This window comes from Prodigiosinella confusarubida (genome assembly GCF_002847015.1).
GTDB classification, from domain to species: Bacteria; Pseudomonadota; Gammaproteobacteria; order Enterobacterales; family Enterobacteriaceae; genus Prodigiosinella; species Prodigiosinella aquatilis.
Genome location: NZ_CP025085.1, coordinates 1,788,420 through 1,808,212, shown reverse-complemented (window position 1 = coordinate 1,808,212; position 19,793 = coordinate 1,788,420). Strand labels below are relative to the sequence as shown.

Annotated in this window: 16 protein-coding genes and 4 tRNA genes; 2 read left to right on the top strand and 18 right to left on the bottom strand. The window is 46.7% G+C overall.

Annotated features, from left to right (window positions below; genetic code table 11):
* Window positions 1-16 precede the first annotated feature (16 nt).
* The gene (gene rpsP, locus CWC46_RS08360; protein WP_021017032.1) at window positions 17-265 is read right to left on the bottom strand and encodes a 30S ribosomal protein S16; all 249 of its coding nucleotides are present in this window, start codon (window positions 263-265) and stop codon (window positions 17-19) included.
* 159 nt (window positions 266-424) lie between these two features.
* Window positions 425-1,786, bottom strand: a complete 1,362-nt coding sequence (ffh, locus tag CWC46_RS08355; protein ID WP_021017033.1) for a signal recognition particle protein — start codon at window positions 1,784-1,786, stop codon at window positions 425-427.
* A gap of 171 nt (window positions 1,787-1,957) precedes the next feature.
* On the opposite strand from ffh, the gene CWC46_RS08350 reads away from it, so the two are divergent.
* The gene (locus tag CWC46_RS08350) at window positions 1,958-2,752 is read left to right on the top strand and encodes a cytochrome C assembly family protein (RefSeq protein WP_037382272.1); all 795 of its coding nucleotides are present in this window, start codon (window positions 1,958-1,960) and stop codon (window positions 2,750-2,752) included.
* 65 nt (window positions 2,753-2,817) lie between these two features.
* On the opposite strand, the gene luxS is transcribed toward CWC46_RS08350, so the two are convergent.
* The 12 genes from luxS to pncC all read right to left on the bottom strand — a co-directional run bounded on the left by luxS (window position 2,818) and on the right by pncC (window position 12,555).
* Window positions 2,818-3,333 (bottom strand): S-ribosylhomocysteine lyase, encoded by a 516-nt coding sequence (luxS, locus tag CWC46_RS08345; protein WP_021017035.1) that lies wholly within the window; start codon window positions 3,331-3,333, stop codon window positions 2,818-2,820.
* A 169-nt stretch (window positions 3,334-3,502) separates the two neighbouring features.
* On the bottom strand, window positions 3,503-5,056 hold the full coding sequence (gene gshA / locus CWC46_RS08340) for a glutamate--cysteine ligase (protein WP_021017036.1): 1,554 nt from the start codon (window positions 5,054-5,056) through the stop codon (window positions 3,503-3,505).
* 497 nt (window positions 5,057-5,553) lie between these two features.
* On the bottom strand, window positions 5,554-6,120 hold the full coding sequence (gene yqaB / locus CWC46_RS08335; RefSeq protein ID WP_021017037.1) for a fructose-1-phosphate/6-phosphogluconate phosphatase: 567 nt from the start codon (window positions 6,118-6,120) through the stop codon (window positions 5,554-5,556).
* Between the two features lie 196 nt (window positions 6,121-6,316).
* Window positions 6,317-6,393: transfer RNA gene (locus tag CWC46_RS08330), tRNA-Arg, on the bottom strand.
* Between the two features lie 59 nt (window positions 6,394-6,452).
* A tRNA-Arg gene (locus CWC46_RS08325) sits at window positions 6,453-6,529 on the bottom strand.
* Between the two features lie 72 nt (window positions 6,530-6,601).
* A tRNA-Arg gene (locus CWC46_RS08320) sits at window positions 6,602-6,678 on the bottom strand.
* A gap of 7 nt (window positions 6,679-6,685) precedes the next feature.
* Window positions 6,686-6,778: transfer RNA gene (locus tag CWC46_RS08315), tRNA-Ser, on the bottom strand.
* A 301-nt stretch (window positions 6,779-7,079) separates the two neighbouring features.
* Window positions 7,080-7,265 (bottom strand): carbon storage regulator CsrA, encoded by a 186-nt coding sequence (gene csrA, locus CWC46_RS08310; RefSeq protein WP_005972168.1) that lies wholly within the window; start codon window positions 7,263-7,265, stop codon window positions 7,080-7,082.
* A 324-nt stretch (window positions 7,266-7,589) separates the two neighbouring features.
* Window positions 7,590-10,217 carry an alanine--tRNA ligase gene (alaS, locus tag CWC46_RS08305; protein ID WP_021017038.1) on the bottom strand — a complete coding sequence of 876 codons (2,628 nt, stop codon included), beginning with the start codon at window positions 10,215-10,217 and terminating at the stop codon, window positions 7,590-7,592.
* A gap of 139 nt (window positions 10,218-10,356) precedes the next feature.
* Complete coding sequence (locus CWC46_RS08300) at window positions 10,357-10,830, bottom strand: regulatory protein RecX (RefSeq protein ID WP_021017039.1); 474 nt, start codon at window positions 10,828-10,830, stop codon at window positions 10,357-10,359.
* Window positions 10,831-10,878: 48 nt separating this feature from the next.
* Entirely contained in the window at window positions 10,879-11,955 is a 1,077-nt protein-coding gene (gene recA, locus CWC46_RS08295) for a recombinase RecA (protein ID WP_021017040.1), read from the bottom strand.
* 105 nt (window positions 11,956-12,060) lie between these two features.
* Entirely contained in the window at window positions 12,061-12,555 is a 495-nt protein-coding gene (gene pncC, locus CWC46_RS08290) for a nicotinamide-nucleotide amidase (protein ID WP_037381975.1), read from the bottom strand.
* A gap of 1,335 nt (window positions 12,556-13,890) precedes the next feature.
* On the opposite strand from pncC, the gene CWC46_RS08285 reads away from it, so the two are divergent.
* Complete coding sequence (locus CWC46_RS08285; protein ID WP_037381977.1) at window positions 13,891-14,379, top strand: SRPBCC family protein; 489 nt, start codon at window positions 13,891-13,893, stop codon at window positions 14,377-14,379.
* A 61-nt stretch (window positions 14,380-14,440) separates the two neighbouring features.
* Here CWC46_RS08285 and cybB read toward each other — a convergent pair whose 3' ends face one another.
* The 4 genes from cybB to CWC46_RS08265 all read right to left on the bottom strand — a co-directional run bounded on the left by cybB (window position 14,441) and on the right by CWC46_RS08265 (window position 19,674).
* Entirely contained in the window at window positions 14,441-14,974 is a 534-nt protein-coding gene (cybB, locus tag CWC46_RS08280; protein WP_021017043.1) for a cytochrome b561, read from the bottom strand.
* Between the two features lie 505 nt (window positions 14,975-15,479).
* Window positions 15,480-17,585 (bottom strand): site-2 protease family protein, encoded by a 2,106-nt coding sequence (locus tag CWC46_RS08275; RefSeq protein ID WP_084297655.1) that lies wholly within the window; start codon window positions 17,583-17,585, stop codon window positions 15,480-15,482.
* Complete coding sequence (locus CWC46_RS08270) at window positions 17,582-18,901, bottom strand: efflux RND transporter periplasmic adaptor subunit (protein WP_021017045.1); 1,320 nt, start codon at window positions 18,899-18,901, stop codon at window positions 17,582-17,584. The genes CWC46_RS08275 and CWC46_RS08270 overlap by 4 nt, the downstream gene beginning before the upstream one ends.
* Window positions 18,898-19,674 carry an efflux RND transporter periplasmic adaptor subunit gene (locus CWC46_RS08265; protein ID WP_051391533.1) on the bottom strand — a complete coding sequence of 259 codons (777 nt, stop codon included), beginning with the start codon at window positions 19,672-19,674 and terminating at the stop codon, window positions 18,898-18,900. The genes CWC46_RS08270 and CWC46_RS08265 overlap by 4 nt, the downstream gene beginning before the upstream one ends.
* Between the last annotated feature and the right edge of the window lie 119 nt (window positions 19,675-19,793).

Here is a 19,793-nt window from a genome sequence, read left to right as displayed (position 1 = left end):
TCACCACCGCAACAGATTATGCTGCTTTCTTAACGTCTTTGATCAACGCAGAAACGCGATCAGAAACGGTAGCACCCTGACCAACCCAATGCTCAATACGGTCAAGATCCAAACGTAAGACTTCAGCCTGACCAGTTGCGATCGGGTTGAAGAAGCCTACACGTTCAATAAAACGACCATCGCGCGCATTGCGGCTATCGGTCACGACGACTTGATAGAACGGGCGTTTTTTAGCGCCGCCACGAGCCAAACGAATTGTTACCATAACATCCTCTTTAGTGAATAAAACAGCCAGGCCCCATCGAGGAACGGGGCCCAGTGTCATATAAAAAGCCCGAAAAGTTTACTCATTTTGGCGCAAAAAGCAATCTAAAGCGTCTTTATCAAGTAAGACTTTATACGAGCCAGATTAAAATTGACGGTATTAACGCCCCGAGAATCCCGGTGGCATCATACCTTTCATACCGCGCATCATTTTGGCCAGACCGCCATTTTTCATCTTCTTCATCATGCGTTGCATATCATCAAACTGCTTCAACAAACGATTTACGTCCTGCACTTGCATCCCAGACCCCATTGCAATACGACGTTTACGGGAACCTTTGATGATGTCAGGTTTGGCACGTTCCTGCCGAGTCATAGAGTTGATAATCGCTTCCATGCGCACCAGAACTTTATCATCCATTTGAGACTTCACATTGTCCGGTAATTGTCCCATCCCCGGCAATTTACTCATCATGCTGGCCATGCCGCCCATATTGCGCATCTGTTTTAGCTGATCCAGAAAATCAGTAAGATCGAATCCATCACCCTTTTTGAGTTTCTTGGCCAGTTTTTCAGCCTGAGTACGATCAACTTTGCTTTCAAGATCCTCAATCAGAGAAAGTACATCCCCCATGCCGAGAATGCGGGAAGCAATACGCTCAGGATAGAAAGGTTCAAGGGCTTCCGTTTTCTCACCTACACCCAGGAACTTAATCGGCTTACCAGTGATGTGACGGATAGAAAGCGCAGCACCGCCACGTGCATCACCATCAACCTTGGTTAGAATCACCCCAGTCAACGGTAGTGCTTCACTGAACGCTTTCGCGGTATTTGCCGCATCCTGCCCCGTCATGGCATCGACGACAAACAGGGTTTCTATCGGCTTAATCGCTGCATGGATCTGCTTGATCTCATCCATCATGGCGTCGTCGACATGCAAACGGCCAGCGGTATCCACCAACAGAACATCGTAGAATTTCAGTTTGGCATGCTGTAGCGCACGGTTAACAATATCAATCGGTTTTTCCTGCGCATCTGACGCAAAGAAATCTACACCGACAGATTGAGCCAAGGTCTCCAACTGTTTAATGGCTGCAGGACGGTAAACGTCGGCAGAAACCACCAGCACTTTTTTCTTTTGCTTCTCACGCAGAAATTTGCCCAGCTTTCCCACGCTGGTTGTTTTACCGGCCCCTTGCAGGCCAGCCATCAACACCACGGCAGGGGGCTGTGCGGCCAGATTTAGTTCGGCATTAACCTCCCCCATCGCAGCAGTCAGTTCATTTTTAACAATTTTGACAAACTCTTGCCCTGGCGTCAGACTCTTATTGACTTCTTGTCCTACCGATTGCTCTTTGACCCGGTTGATAAAATCACGAACTACCGGCAAAGCCACATCAGCCTCAAGCAGAGCCATGCGCACTTCACGCAATGTTTCTTTAATATTCTCTTCAGTCAGCCGGCCACGGCCGCTAATAGTGCGCAATGTGCGCGATAGTCGATCGGTTAAATTTTCAAACATATCTCATGCTCAACGTAAAACTGGCCGCTACCGCGACGCGAATAGGGGAATTATAACACGAAAGCCTTGCCAATCTCTGCGCTACTCGTGGATAACAAGTTGGTGCCTTTACTGACTAAGGCTATACTGACTCTCTATTTTACCCAGTTGATATTTAATAACCTATTGTTTATGTCTGTTTTCGCTATTGTGGCTTTAGCGGCCTATTCACTCAGCCTCGGACTGATTATCCCCAGTCTGGTGCGAAAAGACAGTGCCTATCGCCGTCTGGCTGTGGTATCCGCCACACTCGCCCTTGTCTGCCATGCAGTGGCGCTATATCAACGAATCTTTGATGTTCAGGTCGGACAGAACCTGAGTCTGTTGAATATTGGGTCATTAATCAGCTTGATGATCTGTACGATAATGACCATTGTGGCATCACGCAATCGTGGCTGGTTTCTATTGCCTATTGTCTATACTTTTGCGTTGCTTAATCTGGTTTTTGCCAGCTTCATGCCTGGAGAATTTATCACGCATCTGGAAGCAAGACCGGGTCTTATGGTGCATATTGGCCTGGCGTTATTTTCCTACGCCACACTGATGATCGCCGCACTTTACGCGCTGCAACTGGCCTTTCTAGATTATCTGCTGAAAACCAAAAAGCTGGGTTTCGCAACGGATATGCCACCATTACTAAGCATAGAACGCAAAATGTTCCATATTACACAGGTCGGTGTTGTTCTACTCACACTTACATTGTGTACCGGTCTTGTTTATATGAATGACCTGCTGAACAACAGAGAAAATTTTCACAAAGCCCTTTTTTCCCTACTAGCCTGGTTTGTTTATATCCTGCTGTTATGGGGACATTATCATGAAGGATGGCGAGGTCGTCAGGTAGTATGGTTTAACCTGATTGGTGCATTATTACTGACGCTAGCCTATTTTGGCAGCAGGGTTATTCAAAACATTATTGCTCACTAAATTAAAAAAAGAGAGCCCCTAAACACTGAGCTCTCTTTTTTCACTGCATATGGCAAGTTAGCCCACTAAATATGCAACTCGGCCAATTTATCCTTCGGCAATGCCAAATCGTCATTTCTATTTACTAACACATCCTTTTCCAGGATATGACGAGCAATATCCTGCGCTTCCTCCAAAGAATGCATTGTATAACTTCCGCACTGATACACATTGAGCTCCGGGATTTTACGCTGATCAGTGACTTTCAGTACATCCGCCATTGCTGCTTTCCAAGCCTCAGCAACGCGTTGTTCTGCTGGCGTACCAATCAGACTCATATAAAAACCCGTACGACAACCCATAGGGGAAATATCAACAACTTCCACGCCATCTCCATTCAGATGATCGCGCATAAACCCCGCAAACAAATGCTCCAGCGTATGAATACCCCGCTCTGGCATGATTTCAGAATTCGGGCGACAAAAACGCAAGTCAAAAACAGTAATCGTGTCACCATGAGGGGTTTTCATGATTTTTGCGACACGAACTGCAGGAGCGTCCATTCGAGTATGGTCTACGGTAAAACTATCTAGTAATGGCATCTTGCCACCTCCTCATCGAAAAAATTATTTTTCTCGTTTACAGGAAACTTTTTTGATCAGTACGAGTCATAGTATATGAAAGACGCGCATTTATTATCATCATCCCTAATTATCATTATCAGATATTTCTTTTGGCCACATTACTCATGTGGCCTTTTTCTTTTTGATACTAATGAGCGGCCAAATACTCATCGAAACTCACTGTATCGCTTGCTTCCAACTGACGCTGATGTTGCCAGGAACGTGCACTTTCCGCCGCCAATCGAGACTCTGACAATATCTCCAACGGCTCCTGCAACAAGATTTCCCGGTACTGTCCAGACAATCTCAGCCCGACACTGCCACTACTGCTTTCCAACATCATAGATAATAATCGTCCAGAGAAAGTACTCTCTGGGTCGTCAAAACCACCGACTAGCTGATCACAGACTTGCTGATAATAAGGGTTGTCATTCTCATGATCTAACAATTCCGCAACACGTCGTAAATCGGTAAATAATCTACGTCCCACATCAGCCAAGAGCTGCTGTTCAGACTCGCACCCCATACCAATGGTTTGACCAGGCTTACGCCCTTCCAGAATAACCCGGTTCCAGTTCTTACGTGTACAAAGCAGCTCATCCGCACTCATCTCCGGAGCATCCGCCAATGTACACCAGATTAAGAACAGATCGAGGAAACGTACCTGCTCAGCACTGACACCTGTCGGTGAGAACGGATTGATATCCAATGACCGTACTTCAATATATTCGACACCGCCACGTAATAACGCATCAGAAGGAGACTCATCTGTACGTGTAACACGCTTAGGTCTAATCGGAGCATACAATTCATTTTCTATTTGTAACACATTTGTGTTCAACTGCAGATAGTGCCCCTCTTTTTTCACCCCAATCCGAGCATACTCCTCTGATGGTGTTTTTATCGCCCGCTTCAGTGCCGAAACATAAGTCTCAAGGTTATTGAAAGTAATCCCAAGATTGCTTTGCGATTTGTTGGTATAACCCAAATCACTAAGGCGCAACGACGTTGCATAAGGAAGGTAACACATCCCGTTTTCTGTACGTTCAAAAGGTATTGAGGTTTCCCTGCCTTGCAGGAATGATTGACAGATAGCCGGTGAAGCACCGAATAAATACGGAATAATCCAACCGAAACGATAATAATTTCGTATCAATTGGAAATAACCGGTAGAAATGTCGGATTTGCCGCTAATCTCATCCTCAACACCAGCCCGGGCACGCCAGAAGGACATCGGCAGAGAAAAATTATAATGTACTCCTGAAATGGTTTGCATCAGCGCACCATACCGATTTTTTAATCCTTCCCGGTACAATGTTTTAAATCGTCCAATATTAGAGGAGCCATACTGCGCCAGCTCAATATCCTGTTCTGCAGCAATAAAGCACGGCATACTCAGTGACCACATCCGCTCTTCACCAAGATTGCGGGCGACATAACGGTGGATATCACGCAAGAAGGTAAGAAGATGATCAACGTCTCTATCCACCGGAGTAATAAACTCTAATAGAGTTTCAGCGAAATCCGTTGTAATCCAAGGGTGCGTCAACGCTGCCCCTAGTTGTTCCGGGTGTCCCGTATTAGCCAGATGTCCGTTTGCCATAATACGCAATGTTTCGCGCTCAATTCCTCGTTGGATCCCCTTTATAGCCTGAGGATTTTTTTCCAGCCAGGAAAGCGCCTGTGATACGTCCGGGATCAAATCGACCTCCCGCTATTGATTTTAATGATGGTAAGCATAGTAAAGGCTACATGGAGCTCACCAGATATGATTACAACTGTTCAGGATCACCATCCATGCCTTGAAGAGTGATCCTTGTCAAAAACGATATAGCGCAAGACATTATCAACAAAGAGATAAAGAGTCACCCTTACCAGGGCGTACGCAACCAGCCAACACACATAATAAATCGCCTATTACCGGAACCCAGCTAAATAATAGTGCAGTTGGACTATGATGGCGTAACTGGCGCATTGCCATTTCAACACGAGACAACCGTTCCAGTTCAGGTAAAAAATGACCAGTAACAACACTGCTTAATCTTTCAGCACATTCCCCAATGGTTACGATAGATATCAATAGCATAAGTCCAGTGCTATTCATCACTAAAAGTGATCAGCAATGCTTTGAAATCTGGCGGGGCGTAAGGAGACACTTAGAAAACGGCGCCAGAACAGGGAGATCCCCTCAGGTTCCGCTCAAAATGTTCTTACATCAACAACAGCCATATGAGCCCGTTCTGCCGCCTGAATACCATAATCGGCATCTTCAAAAACAACACAATGTTCAGGCGCCACTGCGATAAGTTCGGCGCAGCGCAGGAAAGTATCAGGGAAAGGCTTATGATTTTGCACATCATCCGCACCGACAACAGCACCAAAATAATCACGTAATCCAAGATGCCGCAACAGACGTTCTGCCAGGGCTCGTGAACTACCGGTACCGACAGCCATTGGGCGGAGACCATAATACTTTTTGACGACGTCTATCAATGGCAGAGGTTTTACCGCATCCAGCAACATTGATTCTGCAATAGCCGTTTTTTCAGCAGCAAGCATATAAGGATCAAGTTTGACCTGATGGCTGGTAATAATAGATTGCGCAATACGCCAGGTTGGAGATCCATTCAATGCTGTCATGGCGACACGATCATAATGCATCCCATACGTTGCTAACACCTGTTGCCATGCTCTACGGTGTGTTGGTTCAGTATCGAGGATGGTGCCATCCATATCAAAGATCAAACCTTGATAGCGATCGTACATCACGACTCCAGTCACTAAAAAAGAGTTTCTACTTTAACGTAAAGTAAAAACATTGTCTCTGACTCAATAACCTCAATAAAACCATACAATTACAGAAAAAATTGGGCAAACGTCAGGCTATGAAAGCAGAACTATAAGATAAATTTCAGAAAACGGCTGACGAAGGGAAAAGCTACATGGATGAAACAAATCAATATGGTGCATCCGGGAGGATTCGAACCTCCGACCGCTCGGTTCGTAGCCGAGTACTCTATCCAGCTGAGCTACGGATGCGTACTGAGATAACAGGATCGTTTGTGTTTCGATATGAGAGGAAGAGAACAACAGGCTAATGGTGCATCCGGGAGGATTCGAACCTCCGACCGCTCGGTTCGTAGCCGAGTACTCTATCCAGCTGAGCTACGGATGCATTAAATTTTACTGAAAATTCTCTTTTTTATTCGGATTCATTAGATAAACCCGACAAAACACACCCACTAAATGGTGCATCCGGGAGGATTCGAACCTCCGACCGCTCGGTTCGTAGCCGAGTACTCTATCCAGCTGAGCTACGGATGCATATTAATGGCGGTGAGGGAGGGATTCGAACCCTCGATGCAGCTTTTGACCGCATACTCCCTTAGCAGGGGAGCGCCTTCAGCCTCTCGGCCACCTCACCTTACGCTACCAATGATTACTTTTTGATTTCTCGTTCAGTGCTCACCGATACTGCGTGGCGCACATATTACTTTCCAGGACTTATAAGTCAAACAATTTTTCCCTTCTCATGTTTGTTTGCACAATTCGCACCCAACACGGATGGATTGGCAACAAAATGAATATATTATCAACAGGAAAACAACTGATTATCCTGTATCAGACAAGATGTGAATGCAAAAAATAAAAATGAGGGGAGCTGAAAATTCGAATCAAAAACCAGAACAACAATAGCGCCTCGTGAGAGCGAGACGCATTGTGAATCAATAAGATGTTGGCTGAGACTTCTCTGCCTGAATACGTTGGTAAATCTCTTCGCGGTGCACAGAAACTTCTTTAGGCGCATTCACACCAATACGAACCTGATTGCCCTTTACTCCTAGTACGGTAACCGTTACCTCATCGCCAATCATGAGGGTTTCGCCAACTCGACGAGTTAAAATAAGCATTCTTTGCTCCTTGAAAGATTATAAAGAGTCAGGTCTCTTCGTTCTCTCGCCATTATCCATCATGTGCCGAGGAAACGTAAACCTAGATGACAATAATTGCCTCATCATCCCACTCATAGCTTGTTACTAATGTTAAGTTTAGCCGATATAAGACAGCTTGCGTTTTTTGTTATCACAACCAGACCAAGGCATATTCTGCATTCAACATTCTGAAAGAGACACACGATTCGTCTTGTTTACGGTCATCCTTTACCGCAGGCCAAAAACGCCAAAACCATTAAGAGTCATGGCGTTTTGCCAGGATAGCGCTTGGTATAATAATACTTATAACTTATTAGCCACCCAGCCTTCAACGCTGGCTAGCGCAGATGGTAATGCCTTGACATCACTGCCGCCCGCCTGAGCCATATCAGGACGACCACCACCTTTGCCACCAATCTGGTTCGCCACGAATCCGATGAGTTCGCCAGCCTTAACTCTGTCAGTCAACGTTTTGGTTACCCCAGAGATAAGACTTACCTTACCATCCGAAGCCGTTGCCAGCACTATCACCGCCGATCCCAACTGGTTTTTCAGATCATCAACCATCGTGCGAAGCATTTGTGGCTCAACATTGTCCAACTGGGCTACTAACAGTTTTACTCCATTGATATCTTTCGCTTTACCGGAAAGAGAAGAACTTTCCTGAGCCGCCTGTTGTGCTTTCAGCTGTTGTAACTCTTTTTCCAGCATACGAGTGCGCTCAAGGACAGAACGTACTTTTTCAACCAGATTATTGCTGTCACCCTTCACAAGATGAGTCACATCTTCCACAAGATCGTTCTGACGATGCAATGCAGCTATCGCATTGTCTCCCGTTACAGCCTCGATACGGCGGATACCTGCGGCAGTACCGGATTCAGATTCAATCAGGAATAGACCAATGTCACCAGTACGGCTGGCATGTATACCACCACAGAGCTCAATAGAAAAATCACCCATGGTTAAAACGCGAACATGATCTTCATATTTTTCGCCAAAGAGCGCCATTGCCCCTTTTTCTCTCGCCGCCGACAATGCCATCACTTCAGTTTCAACCGGGAGATTACGGCGAATCTGAGCATTAACGATATCCTCGACCTGACGCACTTGTTCAGGTTTCATCGCTTCCTGATGAGAGAAATCAAAGCGCAGGTAGCTGTCATTCACCAAGGATCCTTTCTGCGCAACATGATCCCCCAGGACTTGACGCAACGCGGCATGCAGTAAATGTGTTGCCGAATGGTTCAGACGAATGCGACTACGACGAGCACTGTCTACCAGCGCATCAACACTATCACTTACCTGTAGCGAACCCATAGTCAACTTACCAATATGACCAATCGCCTGACCATATTTCTGGGTATCCTGCACCATGAAACGGGCTGTTTTGGTTTGTAGCTCTCCCTGATCGCCCACTTGCCCACCCGACTCACCATAGAAAGGCGTTTCATTCAAGATGACGACGGCGTCATCACCAGCATGAATCACGTCGACGGATTCACCTTCACGGTACAACGCAATAATGTTGGATTGCAGCTCGGTATGTTGATAACCACAGAACGGTGTAACCGTATCCACACGAACCAGGGTGTTATAATCGACGTCAAAACCACTTGCCTCACGAGCACGCTGACGCTGGGCTTCCATAGCTCGTTCAAAACCGGCCTCATCTACCTTCAGATTACGCTCACGGCATACATCGGCTGTCAGATCCAGCGGAAATCCGTAGGTATCGTACAAGCGGAATGCAGTCTCCCCGTCCAACGTATCACTTCGCAGGTTTTTAATTTCCTCATCCAACAGTGACAAACCGCGTTCCAGTGTGCGAGCAAACTGTTCTTCTTCACTTTTCAACGCCTGCTCAACCACGTTTTGCTGACACTTCAGCGCTTCCGCCGCTGGCCCCATAACATCAATCAGCGGCGCTACCAATTTATAGAAGAACGTTTCTTCAGCACCCAGCATGTTACCATGACGGACAGCGCGCCGGATGATGCGACGCAATACATAGCCACGATTTTCATTAGACGGCATCACGCCATCTGCGATCAGAAATGCGCAGGAACGGATATGATCAGCAATTACGCGCAATGATTTGTTAGTCAAATCTTGAGTGCCAATGACCTTCGCAACGGCATCGATCAGCGTTTTGAACAGGTCAATGTCGTAGTTGGAGTTAACATGCTGTAACACAGCGGAAATACGTTCTAATCCCATACCTGTATCAACTGACGGTTTTGGCAACGGTAATAACGTGCCGTCAGCCTGGCGGTTGAACTGCATGAAAACCAGGTTCCAGATTTCAATATAGCGATCACCATCCTCTTCCGGACTTCCCGGAGGCCCACCCCAAATATGGTCACCATGATCATAAAAAATTTCAGTGCAGGGACCACAAGGCCCCGTATCTCCCATTTGCCAGAAATTATCTGAGGCATACGGAGCCCCTTTATTATCACCGATACGGATAATACGTTCACTGGGAATGCCCACTTCATTGGCCCATATGTCATAGGCCTCATCGTCAGTTGCGTATACCGTTACCCACAGTTTTTCTTTAGGCAAATTGAACCACTGCTCACTGGTCAGTAGTTCCCAGGCATAACTGATAGCATCGTGCTTAAAATAATCACCGAAGCTAAAATTACCCAGCATTTCAAAGAAAGTATGATGACGGGCGGTATAACCTACATTTTCAAGATCGTTGTGCTTTCCACCGGCACGAACACAACGCTGAGAGGTAGTGGCACGTGAATAGCTACGCTTATCCAGTCCCAAGAATACGTCCTTGAACTGGTTCATCCCCGCATTGGTGAATAACAATGTCGGATCGTTACTCGGCACCAGAGAGCTACTGGAAACAACCTGGTGTCCTTTGCTATGAAAAAAGTCGAGAAACGCCTGACGGATCTCAGCGGTGTTCTTGCTCATAATTATCCTGAAATCAAGCTAAAAAAAACAGTCGTGGGCAAAATGAATGCGACATAACGACGCAACAATGCCAAACACGAACAGGAAAAGTGGGAATAAGATAAATTTTCTTAAGAGGGAAGTAAAATACCGTGTGCGTTCAATCGGAAAAATTCATGTAAATAGATTGAATTTCTTCATGCAAGAAGCCCCGATAGAGCAAATAACGCTGGATTTTAGCTTTTTCTTTCCATTCCGTTGACAAGAGAGATCCAAATTTGCGTCTGGCGATATCCTGAGCTAATTGACACCAATTGATATCACAATCCTGAAATACCAAAGCTTGTGTATATCTATCAATGCCTTTTTGACTGAGTTCACTGCGGATACGTTGTGAGCCATAACCTTTACGACTGCGACTGGCAATATAACGTCGAGCGAAACGGGTATCATCTAACCAATCATGCTCCTTGCAATAGGTGATAACCTGCTCTATCTCCTGCTCTTTACTGGAAGACTGACTTTCTTCAATAGTTACTGAACAGAAATACGCCACTAGTTTGCGGCGTATTTCTGCTTCGCTATGGTCACGCACCGAGAGCACATTCATCGCATAACGTAATAGCCTGCACATCCCGTCATCCTAGTACTGTTCGATAGCGCGTTACTGACATCGTCAACATTAAAAATCTTCACTAGTTTCGCCAGCGATCACTTTGTCAAGTTCAACATCACCAGCGGATTCAGATGACGTTAAGTCACTACTTTTATGTAACAACATATCACGCAGTTTTTTATCCAGCTCAGATGCGATGGCCGGGTTTTCCTTCAGGAAATTGCCGGCATTTGCTTTACCCTGACCGATCTTATCGCCATTGTAACTATACCAGGCACCCGCTTTCTCAATCAGTTTATGCTTCACACCCAGATCGACAAGTTCACCGTAAATGTTAATTCCTTCTCCGTAGAGAATCTGGAATTCAGCTTGTTTAAACGGTGCTGCCACCTTGTTTTTAACCACTTTTACTCGAGTTTCACTACCGACAACCTCTTCACCGTCCTTGATGGAACCGATACGGCGAATGTCAAGGCGCACGGAAGCGTAGAATTTGAGGGCATTCCCCCCGGTAGTGGTTTCTGGGTTACCAAACATCACACCAATTTTCATACGGATCTGGTTGATGAAAATCAGTAACGTATTGGCTTGTTTAAGGTTACCAGCCAACTTACGCATTGCCTGGCTCATCATTCTGGCGGCCAACCCCATATGGGAATCACCGATTTCACCTTCAATTTCAGCTTTTGGCGTCAATGCAGCAACGGAGTCAACGATGATAACGTCAACGGCACCAGAGCGGGTCAAGGCATCACAGATTTCCAGCGCTTGCTCCCCGGTATCAGGCTGAGAACATAGTAGGTTATCAATGTCCACACCCAATTTTTTCGCATAGATCGGATCCAGTGCATGCTCAGCATCGATAAATGCACAGGTTTTACCTTCACGTTGAGCAGAGGCAATAACCTGAAGTGTCAACGTGGTTTTACCGGAAGACTCTGGTCCATAGATTTCCACGATACGACCCATCGGCAAACCACCGGCACCCAGTGCGATATCCAGAGACAGAGAGCCCGTAGAGATGGTTTCAACATCCATTGAGCGATCTTCACCCAATCGCATGATAGAACCTTTACCGAATTGTTTCTCGATTTGGCTCATTGCCGCAGCCAATGCCTTTTGTTTGTTCTCATCAATAGCCATTTCTACTCCTGTCATGCAGCGTAAGGCTGCTTTTACACTGTTGCTTAATCATGATTCACCGAACTGATGGTTGATATTATACTGTATACCCATACAGCATCAAGGTTATTTTTGCAGAAACTCTTCCAGCAAGATTTGCAAGGCGTAATAGACAGATTGAAGTCGAACGTCACCTCTGTCGCCCTCAAACAGAACTTTTCGGGCAAGGGTTTTCCCCTGATTATCGGTAAATCCAAACCAGACTGTTCCTACTGGCTTTTCTTCCGTTCCCCCGTCGGGCCCAGCAATACCACTAATGGAAACGGCATAGTGGGCATTGGATCTAAGCAAAGCGCCAATGGCCATTTCCTGTACGACTTCCTGGCTGACTGCACCAAACCGCGCTAATGTTTCTTCATTTACACCCACCATCTCGTGCTTAGCCTGATTGCTGTAGGTGACGAAACCGTAATCGAACCAGGCAGAACTCCCTGCAACATCGGTGATAGCTTTGGCTAGCCATCCACCCGTACAGGATTCGACGCAAGTCACCTTAGCCCCATTATCCTTAAGTCGGATCCCAACCAGCCGACTTAACTGCAGCACCTCTTTCTCTGTCATAACCACACCATAGTAATTAACAGCCCGCCAGTCAGGGTAGCACTTTTCATCTGAAAAGACGCCTTGCTGCAAGGTATGCGATGAGCTTTGCAAACTAGGGTGAAAGGCTGTGTTTAGTGTACGGGAAAAAGAAAAATATACGTCATGTATACATAATATATATGAAGTGAAAATCAGGGATGGGGTCAGATCATGGGCAACAAATTTCTGTTATCATACTGAATTACATTAATAAATTGTTTATGGTAGTTATTTCAATAGCATGAATAAATAATATTATTGGTTGAATGAAAAGTGTTCCCCCTCCCCCGGTAGACAAGTTAGAGTTTATTATATAAAACTCACTGGTGGTGCGATACTGACTATCTTTTGCTGTTTTTATACTTTATTTTTTGGACTTATTTAAAACCATATTAACTTCAGCGAGAAATATTTCACAATAGTAACACTGTTAGTTACTCATCAAAAACATACATCTATGTACACCCCATAGATTTCAAAACATATCACGAAACCCGACCGATCTCTTGTTTTATCGAAACGGCAATCAGTTGGTATTGGCAGGTAATGTTCCGCTGCTTGATAAAAAACTCACTTTTCATTAGTAATATCAAAATTAATAGAAATAATGACCAATGTGATTATCACCGCCATAATAAATCCACTAAAGAAGAGCAATAAAAAAGCCCTCCTATTGGTGGGCCATGTTTCTTATTATAGGAAATAATTCCCTGGTGTTACTGGCGAGGCATTTATCTTCTGCCTGTAAAAAAATATACGCTACCAACCTTAAGATAGCCTTAGTAATAAACAAAAACAGATATAAAAGAGACAAAAATAACAATATTTATCGTACCTTTTAAACCAGAAGTAATATCATTAAAAACAATCACTCGGGTAATAATAAATTACACGGAGAAATACTTATAAAAAACCTCTCTATGCTATGAGAAAATGAGTCTATCTTCAGAAAAACCGCATTTTTACTCAATAACACCGGAGTCTAAGGTTAATGAGCTAATCGGGTATTGCAAGAGACAACGTACCTGCAACCTGAACGATGATGAGCGTAGCATCTAATTGATTTACATCGACACTTTCCGAAGTTATTCCATACTCCATGATATGACGTACCAAGCTAATTCGCTGAACCATTATGTGTCGGGTACACAAAATGCTTACAACCCTTACTATGATACTGGATAATGATGAGTGGGGCAGGCAATGTATTGACATACTTCATTGTTACTATGCTATTCAGCTAGATAATGCTCATCGTCGGACTGAGCATTCGTTAAGGGAGAATCTTACGTGCCATCACTATTCTTACGCCACATGAGAACAATCGAGCACGATACTGATCACATCAGCAGCTCAATTGTCATCGAACGCCCGGCAGACATCCTGTTCGACCTGTGGAGGAAGCCGGAAACACTACCGATATTAATGAGTCATGTTGCTCAAATCGATATTCTGAATGCAACAGACTCTCGCTGGCGAATGAAAGCGCCATTCGGGCAATACATTGAGTGGCAGGCGCGCATCGTTGACGAACAACCGGGAGAATTTATCTACTGGCGCTCACTGCAAGGCGCTCGCATACCCAATGAAGGGCGGTTGTCATTCGGTCCCGCGCCGCAAGTGAATGGAACAGCGGTAACATTAATGATCCGATTTGATCCACCGGGAGGTTTTTTAGGCAGGAAAATCAGCCAGGTGTTTCAACTCCTGCCCAAAGAGATGCTGAGCAATACGTTGCAACGGTTTAAAACTCTGGCGGAAACGGGAGAAATACTTCCCTCCCCAGACACCGATCATCAATAAAACAGCTACCGGAGATTTGATCCGGTAGCTGTTTAAACCATCATAATTTGGAATCAGTGGACTATTTTTTACCAGGCATCATGCGCAGCAACGTATTATCACGGACTATATAGTGATGATACAGTGAAGCTGCCGCATGGAGGCCAATCACAAAATAGCCCGCATTGGCAATCACTTCATGAATGCCTTCCATCGTTTCTTTCAAATCATAGTTAGGTACTGCGGCGATTGGCATTGAGACACCAAAGATTGTCCAGTCGATGCCACGGAAATACATCGTCATAATACCAAAGACGGGTAGAGCAAGGAATATCAGATATAAAAGACCGTGTACTGCATGAGAAGCGATGGAGATAATACGTTCCGGCTTCGGTGTAATTTCGGGCGTAGGATGAATAAAACGCAGTAACATTCTCCCGATCATCAAAACCCAAACCGATACACCACAGCTGTAATGTATGGAACTCATCAATGCACGCGCACTACCGCCCCGGGGAGCAAAGTCTCGTAACTCCATCGATGCATAGGTCGCAATCACCAACAACAAAACTAGCCAGTGTAATGCGATTTGTGAAGAATGGTATTTCTCTTTCATGGAATTCCTTCTCTATAGGATAATAAGGATGCAACAAGTTTATCCTTACAAGCTTAAGGTAATATTAGTTTTTTCACATTACAGACCGGTTATTCTGGCAAAAAAAATCCCGCACAAGGCGGGAAAAAACTACTCTCTCTGACAGGGTATACACATAACATCAACAAGGATTGGAAAAATACTAACAGCTTGAGTGTATAGAACTGTCATCTGAGAGTAATGTTAATTGGTGTGATGTAAAATGAATCAATACCTAACTACATGGTGAAAAAAATAGGGAGAAAATAGAGGAGGAATGTATTTTTCAGTAAAAAAACATCCTCTATTACAGAATGGCAATAACACATAAGACTGAATATTATTTTCGACTGTCAGTAAACATGCTGATCGTCAGACCAACTATATTCTCAACTAAAATCCATCACGATTTCCACATTCAGGGATCTCACCAGTTTGTGCCCAATAGAGTGATATGACACATCATCGCCGTGTCATGAGTTGTCGTTTAAAACCCGCTTTCTCTCACACCTAATGCCGCCAGTCGTCGCCAGATACCGGAAAACAGCGACTCCGATTTGCCACTGAGCACCACCACTCCCCGTAACGGCTGAGCGGGCAAAACCATTGGGGATGTAACATTAATATCCACGCCATACCAGGCCTGTATCGGTATGGGTTTTTTCTGATAGTCCCGGCGTACGGCTATCGGACCGCCATGATCAGAGGTCAGTGGCTCCAGTTGCAAAAAAGGGACGCCAGTCGGATCAATCGACGTCAGTTGCACCGATACTGCTGGCCAGGCAGGATCGTCCGCAATGAATTGTCCGGTTTCACCATTCACAATACGATGCAGGTTATCTTCGCGCAGATAGCCTCGTACCCGACTTGCCTTCGGATCCATGACTCGCAGTAAAGGTAATTCAGAAGGAACCCAACGGCCGGGGGTCAGATCGGTTGCAATATCTCTCACCTGCCCGGATTGTGGGGCGCGGATTTGCAAGCGGGCCAACTGCGCAGCCAGCCCACGATATTGCGCCAGCGATTCCGCCAGTTCTTGCTCCAGTATCCATGTTTCACCCACTGTATCGCGTCGTGCCGCCTGACGGCGCATCTGTAACTGTAAAATAGCAATACGCTGGCGTACGATGGTCAACCGGGAATTCAGATCAGGTGATGCTAGCTCTGCCAGCACCTGCCCCGCTTTCACTATCTCACCATTGACGACATGCAGACGGATTATCTGTGCCGGCGCAGGCGCATACAATGTACTGACGCGTGCCGATTCCAGTATTGCGGGTATTTCCACACTGCTGCGCCAGGGGACAAACAGGACAAGTAGTAGCAACACCGCACCTAAACCAGCCCCCACTGCCCGACGCGGATTACTGCGATGGCGCTGTTGCCACCACTGCATCATTTCTCTCATCACCGGCAAACCGATGAACCATCCCATCTCCACCAACATCAGGCAGATACCTAACACCTTGAAAAAGTAGTGATATACCGTCAACGCAATACCGAAAAACAAAAAGAAACGCCAAACCCAGGAGGCATATCCCCACAACAACAGACGAAAATTCATTCGGGGTGACCAACGTTCCGGTGGAGCGTCACCATACCCAAACAGGATTTCCCGCAAATGCCAACGACAAAGCGCATAAGCGCGCCCCTGCAAGTTATCAACCTGCCAAAAATCGCTGAGTATGAAATAGCCGTCAAAACGCATCAGAGGATTGAGATTCACGATCAACGTAGTAATCCAGGTTGCGCTGGAAAGCAGAAACGCCGCCGTGTGCAGCGGCCCTTCCGGAAGAAAAGACCAAGCCAGCAACGCGACAGAAGCCAGCATCAGTTCCGCCAGGATACCGCCTGCGCCAATCAATAAACGTGAACGATTGTCGCTCAAACGCCAGGCATCGCTGACATCGGTATAAAACATCGGAAACATGACAATAAATGCCGCCCCCATACTTTGTACCCGACAACCCGCTTTTTTCGCCATATAGGCGTGACCCAGTTCATGAATGAATTTGGCAAAAACCAATGCCCCGCCGAACGCCATCATCCCCGATATACTAAACAAGTGAGGAAACGAGCTGCGATAACGCGCCCAATCCCGACCCACCAGGAATAACCCGCTCAGCAATATCAGCGGTAAAACAAAGCGCAGCCAGATATAACCATTCCGTTGTAACCAGGGCCATGTGCGGTTAAGAAAGGGTTCTGGACGCCATAAGGGAACACGGAAAAACAAATATTGATGTAATACCTGTTTTAGCAGGCTCTGACGCCGCATCGCCGCTTTAAGGGCGTAACTGGCCCGCTGCTCGTTATCACCGGCAGACACCAGATCATGGGCGCGCAGGAATCGCAGCAAGTTTTGCAATTCCGCATCAGTAACCGGTATACCGGGTTCCTGGTTGGCCGCCGCCAGCACTCTCTCCGGCTCTTGCAATGACCAATAGCGTAGTAGACGGATCGCCGTCGCGTTCAACTTGAAATAGTGACCGGCCAGCGTATCCGCCAGCGTCCACTGAGGTGAACCGTCCAATGCCGGAGCGGCGACAGAGAGCTGTAAATCTTCACGTAACGCCGGTAAAACTGCCATCATATTCCCAACGTTTTACGCACTGCCGCTAATGGTCGGCGAAACAGATACACACCCAACGGCACATGCTCACCATATACTTTTGCCGTTCCACGCAAACCAATACGCGGCGGCGCACCGATAAAACGGGCATCCAGACGATATGCCAGTGTGCCATAAGCCGTTGGTGCCGCTTCATAGGCTATGCGTTCCAGGCTAGCGGCATGACGTTGTAATGGATCACTGCTTAGAAAAAGAGCCACCTCCGCCGATGGCGGGAAATGGATCGCATCCCCGACATCCAACTCTATCTTCAATTCTGCCTGCTGGGGATTGGCCAATTCCATCAGTCGCTCACCGGTTCTGACTGGTTTACCCGCCCAACGATCAGCATCGGCAAAAACGGCAATGCCATCGCGTTCCGCGTGGATCTCACTGCGTTGTAAAAGATCCTTCGCATACGCCAACTCAGCACGCTTCTGCTCCACCTGTGCGGAAAGCAAGTCAAGTTTGGATTTGGATTCAACATCCTGAAAGGCACGCTGAGAATGGGTACGTAACTCGGCTTCTGCCACACCCAACGCTCTCGCAGCCACATCCGCCTGCGCTTTCAGCGTGGTATTATCAAAGCGTACCAACACATCATTCTGTTTTACCGACTGATTCGGTTTCACCATAAACGCGGCAATGACGCCATCCAACGGCGCCGCGATAACCTGTCCTTCTAAAGGTACAACTTCCGCGGGTGCCAACACCGATTGTCGTACAGGGATCATCATCACCAGGGCCAATACCACGACTCCGGCTAGAACTTTTACCCGTGGTAGGCCAGGCCGCCAGACCTTACGAGGTTCCAGCGCTAGCCAGGCATGGCTGTATGCGTCTGCCAGTTGTTCCGCCAACAAACGCTCAGCTTCCTGCCATGGCTGGTCCCGTGCATACCACAGCCCACCAATCAGTTGGCCCCGGCCATCCGTTAAGGGTACCCATAACGCCTCTTGAGCAGATAATGTTTGCCAGTCATGCTGCGACTGTTGATCCAGCCAAGCGGCATCGATCATGGTGGCCTGCGCGGCCTTCTGTCTCACGACCAATTGTCTGCAAGCCCGCTCGATAAATGCAATGAATGGCGCGTGAGGATCAGGTACCGAAACCCCGGTTACCGCGCGAACCCGGCCGCCGATAACCAACGCGACATGACGAAAACCAAACAGCCTCTGGCTATCATTGACCATCGTATAGGCGAGTGTTTCAGGAGTTTTGGCGGCTCGGGCCAAATGTTCAAGATGAATAAACCGGGCAAACACCTGTTCAGAACGAGAGCAATCCAGTTCACTCACTGTGACTCCGTAAAGCGGGCATTGCCACTCATTCCAGCCAGTAAACGACTATCCGGTTTTATCACCCGACCGATCAAATTCAGCGTCTGACTGCTTTCATCGATACGAGCGCCGATACGTACGATTTCAGCCGCTAGCGGGTCACCGGTTTCATCCGGGGTAAACGTAAAGGTCTGTTTCGGCTTAAGTGATATCAACCAGCGTGATGGCACCAGCAAATGTATTTCCAGATGACGGTTGTCCACAATCTCCAGCAATGGCGTCCCCTGCCCAACATACTCAGATACCTGAACCTTGCGGGAGACAATCTGTCCATCAAAAGGCGCGGTGATGAGACAACGGCTGGTCTGAATCTGATAAACCTGGCTTTCTGCAACCGCCTGCGCCAGATGGGCTTCCGATAACGCGACAGCATTCCGTCCCACCGATTTCATTTCCGCCAGTTGTCGGTTTTGGCTCAGCTCCTGCTGAGCGGCACGTGCCGCCGCCTTCGCTGCCGCCAGTTGGGCCTGATATGCTGAACAATCAAAACGCACCAGCAAGTCACCTTTATGAAACGGCTCGCCATCACGGAATGGCATTTCCACTACTTTGGCATTCAGTTCACTGGAAAGTGTTGCCTGATCGATAGCGCGCAACACTCCTCTGGCTTCTCTGAGCGTGGAAGCGGAAACAGCGGGTACAGAAGGCTCCTGAAGTAAAACGTCGTCCGTTTGAGCGGCGGAAAGATTTAATGAGATAGTAAAAAAACCGGCAAACACCAGCGAATACAGTGTGTTTACCCAAGATGTCAGTCTAATGTCCACATTACCAGCCTAATACAAAACGTAAGGTGGGATAAATCAGAGTGATTATTTCACTGTGTTGATTGTCATCCCTGACTCACTGATAA